General features: G+C 38.9%; 7 protein-coding genes, 1 pseudogene and 1 riboswitch. Of the genes and pseudogenes, 5 read left to right on the plus strand and 3 right to left on the minus strand.

The window, feature by feature from the left end; genetic code table 11:
* Positions 1-58: 58 nt before the first annotated feature.
* Positions 59-1,303, minus strand: a complete 1,245-nt coding sequence (locus ACHFIZ_RS14130; RefSeq protein WP_410886937.1) for a serine hydrolase — start codon at positions 1,301-1,303, stop codon at positions 59-61.
* A 54-nt stretch (positions 1,304-1,357) separates the two neighbouring features.
* Positions 1,358-1,545, plus strand: a riboswitch (cobalamin riboswitch).
* A gap of 98 nt (positions 1,546-1,643) precedes the next feature.
* On the opposite strand from ACHFIZ_RS14130, the gene ACHFIZ_RS14135 reads away from it, so the two are divergent.
* From ACHFIZ_RS14135 to ACHFIZ_RS14155, 5 genes are read left to right on the plus strand one after another with little or no spacing between them, the layout of a single operon-like run.
* On the plus strand, positions 1,644-3,671 hold the full coding sequence (locus tag ACHFIZ_RS14135; RefSeq protein WP_410886939.1) for a TonB-dependent receptor: 2,028 nt from the start codon (positions 1,644-1,646) through the stop codon (positions 3,669-3,671).
* Positions 3,668-4,813, plus strand: coding sequence for a YncE family protein (locus tag ACHFIZ_RS14140; RefSeq protein WP_410886940.1), 1,146 nt, complete (start codon positions 3,668-3,670; stop codon positions 4,811-4,813). Before ACHFIZ_RS14135 ends, ACHFIZ_RS14140 begins: the two co-directional genes overlap by 4 nt.
* Positions 4,814-4,830: 17 nt before the next feature.
* Complete coding sequence (locus ACHFIZ_RS14145) at positions 4,831-5,955, plus strand: YncE family protein (protein ID WP_410886942.1); 1,125 nt, start codon at positions 4,831-4,833, stop codon at positions 5,953-5,955.
* A gap of 9 nt (positions 5,956-5,964) precedes the next feature.
* Positions 5,965-7,071: a cell surface protein gene (locus ACHFIZ_RS14150; protein ID WP_410886944.1), complete on the plus strand. Its 1,107-nt coding sequence runs from the start codon at positions 5,965-5,967 to the stop codon at positions 7,069-7,071.
* A gap of 55 nt (positions 7,072-7,126) precedes the next feature.
* Positions 7,127-7,717 (plus strand): DUF6580 family putative transport protein, encoded by a 591-nt coding sequence (locus tag ACHFIZ_RS14155; protein ID WP_410886946.1) that lies wholly within the window; start codon positions 7,127-7,129, stop codon positions 7,715-7,717.
* Between the two features lie 3 nt (positions 7,718-7,720).
* Here the strand turns inward: ACHFIZ_RS14155 and ACHFIZ_RS14160 are convergent, their stop codons facing one another.
* Together ACHFIZ_RS14160 and ACHFIZ_RS14165 are read right to left on the minus strand one after the other, a co-directional pair.
* Entirely contained in the window at positions 7,721-8,107 is a 387-nt protein-coding gene (locus ACHFIZ_RS14160; protein ID WP_410886948.1) for a hypothetical protein, read from the minus strand.
* Between the two features lie 177 nt (positions 8,108-8,284).
* Positions 8,285-8,911: pseudogene (locus ACHFIZ_RS14165) on the minus strand (MFS transporter).
* Positions 8,912-9,004: the final 93 nt, after the last annotated feature.

A 9,004-nucleotide genomic window follows, 5' to 3' on the forward strand; every position in this document is an offset into this window, starting at 1 on the left:
TTAAATTATGTTAAAACTCAGCTACAAATAAAAGCAATTAATTTACTTAAATTTTAGACTAATATTTAAATCTAAGTTTACTTAAGTTAGGCTTGATAACGAGCTTCCTTTCCTGTTCAAAACTATAGATCGCTTTACCTAGATTTTTAAGAAAAGGAAAGCAAACAGTTTCGTATTCATACTTTCCGTCATTATAGATGCCGTCTTCATTTGATTGGATGACCGCTGTTAGGAAGTACTCAACTTTGTTTTTGAAATTCACAAAGTATGAGTTGTCAATAATAAAGCCGTAAGAGTCGCCATACTTATTAAATATTCTGATTCCAGGGTCTATGACCGCGTCTTTTTCTCGTCCAAAATATAACATTTTAGCGTAGGTGGGCCAGAATTCCACAACATTATATTTTGGGAAATCACTTTCTGTGGGTAGCTTACTCATGTAGGTATAGATGAGCTTATAGTCTTCACTAGTTAAGGGAAATCGTTCTTCTGCGGAAAATGCTTCAGGAAGCATTAATTTCCTGATCAAAGACTGCTGATCAGAAATACTAAAAGCATTTTTATTTTGGAGAGAAAAAGGCTTTTCAACTAGCTGTTCTGCACTATTCAGGTAAGCTTTACCCATCAATGTGTTTGTCAACTTAAGCGGATATTCTTTTGGATCATATTGTTGGGGCTGGGCATATATAAGTGTTTCACCGTCATAGAACTTAATCGGGTTGCTGTGCTTCGAGCATTCCCCAGCGTCACCTATCGCCAAACGGTTGAGAATTCTACTATCTTTAAATCCATATTTCTTAAGTTTCTTGTTAAGTTCTTTCCGACCAATAAATTCAAATAGACGATTGAATGCATCATTGTCGCTGGTAAGCAAAATCTTTGTAATGTAGTGTTCGATTGATGGCAAGCCGTTTTTTGACGAAGTGTCTGTAGCAACTGCGGTTTGTCCATTGTATGAGCTTTCAGTGATCATAGCCGACTGAGCACTTAACTCCTTTATTTTTAGTTCGTTTATTTTCTCTAATGCAAATATTACTGCAGCTAGTTTGACCGTGCTGGCAGGATAAAAATAACGATGATTATCTAAGTTGTAACTATAAGTCTTGAATGAGGGTTTGTTGTTTTTATCCCTGTTTACTTGAGTGTATAAAATTTGTATCTGGTTTTTGTCTGGATGATTCAGCACCGAGCTAAACCGATCTGGATACTTTTTAAGTATGTTTTCAATAAGGTGTCGGTCATTTTCCTGGGCCATAGTATTCAGGGTCATTAAGAAGATGAGAAGAAAAGGGATGTACTTCATCGGTTAGCTAATTAACTAAAGATAATGAAGTTTGTTCAATACTCTATTATTAACTACCTTCGCCTCGCTTTTGGTTCCCTGTCTGCCGACAGGGATTAAAAGGGAATACGGTGTAATTCCGTAACTGTCCCGCAGCTGTAAGCTTCATAACGGTGTCCAAATCATCGCCACTGTCTGCAAAGATGGGAAGGTAGGATCTCCGGAAGTAAGTCAGAAGACCTGCCAAGCGCTTTAATATTTCATAGCTTTCGGGGATTGAAGCTTGGAGTGAATGCTTTATTTATGTATTTCATTTCCTAGATCTAACTGTTTGCTGTGGGTTTAATTACTCGCAACAAAAATGACAAGAAACAAAACCGCCTTTGGGCGATTTCATTCTTTTACCTATTATTCTGCCATATTATTGGTAGTGTTCTGTTATGCACCTTTCAATGTAAATGCGCAGACAGATAACATTGCTTTAGATGAGGTTAAAATTCAATCTATAGGCAGGCGACAAACTTCTTCAACGCCGTTGCAATTGCTGTTGGGAGAAGAATTGAAAAAGCTCAATAGCATAAGCGTGGCAGATGCCATTCGCTTTTTTTCTGGCGTGCAAATTAAAGACTATGGGGGAATAGGAGGTTTGAAGACCATCAATGTCCGTAGTATGGGGAGTAATTACACAGGTGTCTTTTATGATGGTGTCCAGTTGAGTAATGCACAAAACGGGCAAGTTGATCTTGGTAAGTTTTCCTTAGATAATATATCGGAAATTGGGCTTTATAGCGGTCAAAAGAGCCAAATTTTTCAGGCTGCCAAGGGATTCTCAGTCGGCAGTTCCCTTTATTTAAAAACGAAAAACCCACAATTTAAGGACTACGAACGCTACCATGTTAATGCTACAATCAAAACAGGTTCGTTTGGTTTGTTTAATCCTTCGGTATCCCTTCAAAATAAATTGAGCAATGAATTTAGTGGAAGTGCAAATGCAGAGTACACAAAAGCTACTGGTAAATACAAATTCAGATACACCAACGGTGTATTTGATACTATCGCAGTTAGGAACAACAGTGACGTAGAACGGATGCGCTTGGAATATGCGGTGCATGGACTGCTGAAAGACAGCAGTATTTTCAATGCTCGAGTATATCTATACAATGATCAAATGGGACTTCCGGGGGCTATTGTTAGCAATAAATTTGATTACCTACAGCGTACATGGAACAAGAATGCTTTTCTACAAACATCATTTCAGAAAGCCTTCGGAGAAAAATACACGTTGCTTGCTGCAGGTAAGTACGGTTATGATTATAACAGGTATTTAGATCCTGAAATTGTATCACTTAACGGACTGCTAGATAGTAAGTTTAAACAGCAGGAAGTGTATTTGTCTCTGGCGAATCAGTATCGTCTTAACAAAATCTGGGAGCTAGTACTATCAACGGATTATCAATTTAATACACTTGACGCTAACATTTACAGGTTTTCTTATCCAAGCAGAAATACTTTCCTAACTGCGCTAGCAATACATGCTAATTTTAATAAAGTTGATATTCAGGCTAATGTGTTGGGAACTTACCTAAATGATAGGGTAATGGATGGCACCCCTGCCGGAGATAAGCAAAAACTAACGCCGACGCTAATGCTATCATGGCAACCCTTTACAGGTAAGGAATTTCGGTTGAGGTCTTTTTATAAAAGCATATACCGAATGCCAACCTTCAATGACCTTTACTATACCGACTTTGGAAGAACTTACCTAAAACCAGAATACGCTAAACAATACGATCTGGGCCTAACATACGTAAAGCGCTTTAAAAATGTTAAGTTGCAGCAGCTTTCTGTGCAGGCAGATGGCTACTACAATCAAGTAAAAGATAAAATAGTTGCCTTACCGGGTAATAATGCCCAGCGTTGGAGTATCGAAAATATTGGGAACGCATATATCAAAGGTTTTGATTTCAATCTGCAGAGCTTCTTGAGACTAAATGAGCTAGCGCTAAATGCCGGACTAACTTATACTTATCAGGATGCCATAGATGTAACTCCCATTAGTCAGGGACAATTAAGTTATAAAAGACAGCTTCCGTATACCCCAAAGCATAGTGGCTCGTTTCTGGGAGGGGCCGCCTATCGGACGTTATCAATGAACTACAGTTTTATCTATACCGGTGAACGCTACAATCAAAAAGCAAACATTCCCGTGAACTATGTGGAACCATGGTATACGCATGACCTCGCACTGCATTATTTGCTCAAGCTAAGATCAAATGAGCTTAGACTAAGCCTGGAAATCAACAACCTTTTAAACCAGTATTACGATGTGGTCGCTAACTTCCCTATGCCAGGTCGTTCCTATCGCTTCACCTTAAATTATAAGATATGAATACAAAAATAAGTGGCAGGATACTGCTTTTCATTTTCTTGTCTACCGCATCGATCGGCTGTAGAAAAGATACTCAAGTAGCTCCTGAAGAGTTGATAAATACATTATTCCCAGCTGAGCCAAATGCATCAGTAAGGGGGCTTTATCTGGTTAACGAAGGGAATATGAGTATGAATAAAGCCTCGTTGGATTATGTTGACTTTACTACTGGTAGCTATCGAAGAAACATTTACAATCAGGCTAATCCCCAAGTCACTAAAGGCCTAGGTGATGTTGGGAATGATGTTGGAGTTTACGGTTCAAAATTATATGTAGTGGTAAATGGTTCTAATAAAGTCGAAGTATTGAATGTCAAAACAGGTAAACGCATCCAGCAAATTGACATAATCAATTGCAGGTATATTACTTTTAGCAAGGGAAAAGCATATGTGAGTGCTTATCTCGGACAAATCGGAGATCAGAAAGCGCCTAATGGTATTGTTGCAGAAATAGATACCACCTTGCTTAAGGAGACAAAACGAATAGAAGTGGGGCGTCAACCAGAAGAAATGGTGGTGGTAGGCGATAATTTGTACATCGCTAATTCAGGGGGTTATACCCCTGGTAACTACGAAAACACAATCTCTATAATAAATCTCACGACTTTTAAAGAGACCAAACGCATTCCGGTTGCAATCAACTTACATCGACTTAAAGCAGACCGGTACGGCGATCTTTATGTTACTTCAAGAGGAGATTACCTAAACATACCTTCAAAACTGTACGTCATCAGCACACAAACAGATCAAATAAAAAAAGTTTTTGATGTGGCCGCAGGTAATATTGTTATTGACGATGACTTGGCGTATCTATATAGCTCAGCGTTTAACATCGTTACTGGTGAAAGCATTGTTTCATACGACATGATAAACGTTAAAGACGAGATATTGATTAGCAGAAAATTTATCACTGATGGTACCGATAAGTTGATCAAAATTCCATATGGACTTGCCGTACACCCTACAACAAAGGATGTTTTCGTAACTGACGCAACAGATCACATTACTCCTGGAGTGCTGTACTGTTTCGATTCAACAGGAAAGAAAAAATGGTCGGTCGAGACTGGTGACATTCCTGCCCAATTTGCATTTGTATATAAATAGAAAATAAATTAAACACAATGAACAAAACGATTACAAACTTTATTAAGATGGGATTAGTCCTATTAGTTGGAACGACCCTTTTTGGTGCTTGCACAAAAGACAGGGGAATAATGGTGCTGGAGCGACTTCCTAAAGAAACCATTGGTGTTTACACGCTTGGTGAAGGGGCCTTTGGTGCTGCAAACAATAGTACGATCACCTATTATGACGTTACAGCTTCTACAACAACTAAAGACTTTTTTAAAAAGCAAAACGGGATTGATCTTGGTACGAACGCGAATGATTTAAAACAATACGGCAGTAAAATGTATTGCGTAGTTACCGGAACTGCGGTAGCGGCGAAAGATTCTTATGTGGAAGTCATAAATATATCTACTGGAAAGTCGGTTAAGCGGATCCCTTTTTATGATGCTTCCAAAGGCTTTCTTCCAAGGCATGTCGGATTTTATAAAGGAAAAGCATACGTTTCAAGTTACGATGGATTTGTTTCCAGGATTGACACTGCTGTACTGAATATCGAAGCCAGAATTGCAGTTGGAGGAGCTTTAGATGGCTTGGCGGTAGTTAATAACAAGTTGTATGTTGCAAACTCTTTGACTCCTAGTTTTCCAAGTACTAACAATGCTTCAATTTCTGTTGTGGATTTAACCTCTTTCACTAAGCTAAAAGAAATCGCAGTGAATACAAATCCTACAACAATTGCCACAACAGCTTCAGGCGAAATCTATGCGATAACTAATGGTACCTATACACCTCCATTCATAGCGCCCTCGCTAGAGCGTATCAATGCTACTACTGACACCAAAACGCAAACTTACAATTACAGCCTTGGTGGAATCGCTATTGATGGAGCTCAAGGTTTAGTTATTGTTTATGGTGACTATCCTGCACCAAATTCTCTTAAAAGGCTAAATGTTAGCACAGGTGCCACTGGTGCAGATTTTATTACTGATAACACTGCGATTGCATCTTTATATGCGATAACAATCAATCCTTTGAATGGGGATGTATTTGTTGCCGACGCAAACAATTACGGTACTGAAGGAAAGGTTATTGCATTCTCTTCAACAGGTAAAAGGAAGTTCGAGTTCTTTACAGGAGCGATCCCGCAAACAGTGGTGTTCAATTATAGCTATAAATAAAAAGTAGACATGAAGATTAGAAGTAGGTTACTTGTTGCGTTATTAGGTTTAGCTATCTTTTCTGCCTGTAAAAAGGATATTGAAGATACGGTGTTGGCACCATCTATAAAGATGGCGAATGAAACAGCGGCAATCAACGGAAAAGTAAATGAAGCCATCACACTTAAGGCAAATAATACGCTCGGCAATCAGATTAGTCAGGAGTGGCTGGTAAATACGGAACTTAAAAGCAATACAGGTCTTTTAGAATTTACTCCTGCTAAATCTGGGGTTTATACTATCGATTACAGAGCGACAAATAGTGCTGGAAGATATACATTTAAGTATGTGTTGACTGTTGCTGTTCCAGAAGTTACAACTACGATTGCAAGTAATCTTTATGTAACTACGCTCTTCGAATTTGCTCCCTCCGCAGGACAGTTCATGAATGAAGCAGGTTGGGGTAATCAGGAAAGTGGAAAATCAATTGAAGGAAAAAAAACTACACCAGGTATATCTTTAGGAGCTTTTGGAGGTTACGCAGTCTATGGTTTTGACCATACCGTAATTAATCAGCCGGAGAAAGAAGATGTTATTGTTTATGGAAACGCTATTGCAAGTTTGTCAGAGCCGGGTGTAGTGTGGGTAATGCAGGATGAAAATGGAAATCGTAAGCCTGACGATATCTGGTATGAGCTTGCGGGTAGTGAAGTTGGTAAGGCTGGTTACGTAAGGGATTATTCCGTTACTTACACACGTCCGATTCCACCTACATTAAGTGTTTCCTGGAAAGATAGCAAGGGAAATACTGGTATAGTAAGACAAAGTTTTCACAAGTATAACCACTATCCTTTATGGATTACTGCAGATGAATTTACCAGGACGGGTACGCTTTTGCCTTCAGATGGAATTAAAGGAAGTATTTCAGCACCTTTAGCTTTCGGTTACGCTGACAATACTGCAGGCGGAACAGATAAAGTTGATATTGCAAATGCGATTGATAAACATGGTAAAAAAATTGTTTTGAAAGGGATAGACTTTATCAAAGTTCAGACGGGAATTATGGCAGACCTTTCAATTTTGGGTGAGCTGTCGACTGAGGTCACCGGAATTGCCGATATCAGTCTAATTAAGTGAGGTCTGTCTTTTAATAACTGGAAATAACATAACTTTGAGATTTAAACTCTAAACGATGTCTGATTCTACATTTATTCCACGCACCTTAATTTTGCTATTAATAGTCTTATTAGTTACTATTCTCAGGACGGTCGCACCTTTTTCTGATAATTTTGGGGACATAGCTAATTTTTCTGCAGTAGGTGCAATTACGCTATTTAGCGGGACATACTTTAAAAACCCAGTTCAGTCGTTCGCGATACCTCTAGTTACTGTGCTATTGACAGATGTGATTTTAGCGACCACCATATACAAGGAGTATAGTCATGGCTTTTTATACGAAGGTTGGTACTGGACCTATATTGCGTTTGCGCTAATGGTATTAGTTACCAAGGTAGTTGTTAAAAAAGTTAATGTTTTGAATTTCGTAGGCGGAACGCTCGCTGTTGTGTTTATCCATTGGATTGTTACCGACCTAGGCGTATGGTACGGTTCCAAATATCCACAAACACTAGTTGGATTCTGGACCGTGTTAGAAATGGCCATCCCCTTTGAGCTTCGCTTTCTTTATGGAACTTTAGGCTACGGCATATTGATGTTTGGATCTTTTGAGTTGTTAAATGTTAAATATCCTGTGCTTAGTCTTTCGAGAGAAAGGGTCAAGTAGATATTAATATTTTGTGTTGATCCTTCTTCTTCCAATTAGAAGAACAAAGAATGCTGAAATTGAGAAGGCCGTCATGATTGCCAGCATTGGCACCACAGAATGGGTGTTTAAAAGTCCAATACCAACAGACGCAAGCGCTCCTATTCCCGTTTGTATTGCTCCCATCAGCGCTGCTGCTGTACCTGCGTTGTTGGAAAATGGTGCTAGCGTGAGGGCAAAGCCATTTGGACTCACAAACCCTAGGCAGCATAGAAATTTGAATAGTAAAAATACGGTGGTATACAATTCGAACCAGCCATTTAGTCCACCTATAAGGAAGAAAATAATAGTGAGCACTTGAATATGCATTGCAACAAATATGATCTGTTCGCTCTTGAATATTTTTAGCAATAGTGTATTAACATGCAGGAACTAATAAAGTCGATTGAAAGAAGTGCGAAAATCCATCCATAGATTTCTTCCTTCAGTTTAAAAATATCCATAAAAAGAAGTGGTGACCCGGAAATGTAGACGAAAAGTCCTGCAAATACCAAAGCTCCCGTTAAAGCATAAGTATAAAATTGAGGATTAAGCATCACCAGAATGAAGCTTTTTATAATTGGCTTGGGTTTTAAAGTCATTGCTGTATCTGGCTTGTAAGCCTCTGGTAACCATAAGTACGAGGTTATGTGATTGAACATCCCAATGCCCAAAAGAATTATAAAATGGTATCCAGCCGAGATTTGCGGTCACATATCCTCCAAGGCTTGGTGCAATCATGGTGGAGATGCCGAGCACTAACATGAGCATTGCAAATGCTTTCGCACTGTCTTTGACTGGAAATAAATCCCTTACCAATGCCACAGCAGCCACGGTTGCAGCGCAACTTCCTAAAAGCTTGAATAAAGCGAAGCGCGATTAGCGAGTCTGTGATAGTTGCAAATGCGCAACCTGCAGACGCACAATGTAGACTATTAAACCAAAGTAAAGTGGCTTCTTTCTTCCAAATCTATCAAGTAAAGGACTGTATAATAGTTGTCCTGCGGAAATGCCTATAAAAAAGCTAGATAGTGAAAGCGCAACTTTTGAAATCATCGTGTTTAAATCCTTTGCAATAGCCGAAAAGCCCGGGAGGTACATGTCGATGGAGAAAGGGGCTAGGGCGGTCAATGATCCAAGAATCAGAACGCGCAAAAAATATTTCTCGTTAGTCATTAGTTTGCAAGATTAATATTTGCGGCTCGAAACATCTTAGCCTGAGTTCGATTAACACATATTTTGCAGAATAACGATTTTTGTATTTAAAAT

Origin of the sequence: Pedobacter sp. JCM 36344 (assembly GCF_046546555.1) — a bacterium.
Lineage (GTDB): Bacteria > Bacteroidota > Bacteroidia > Sphingobacteriales > Sphingobacteriaceae > Pedobacter.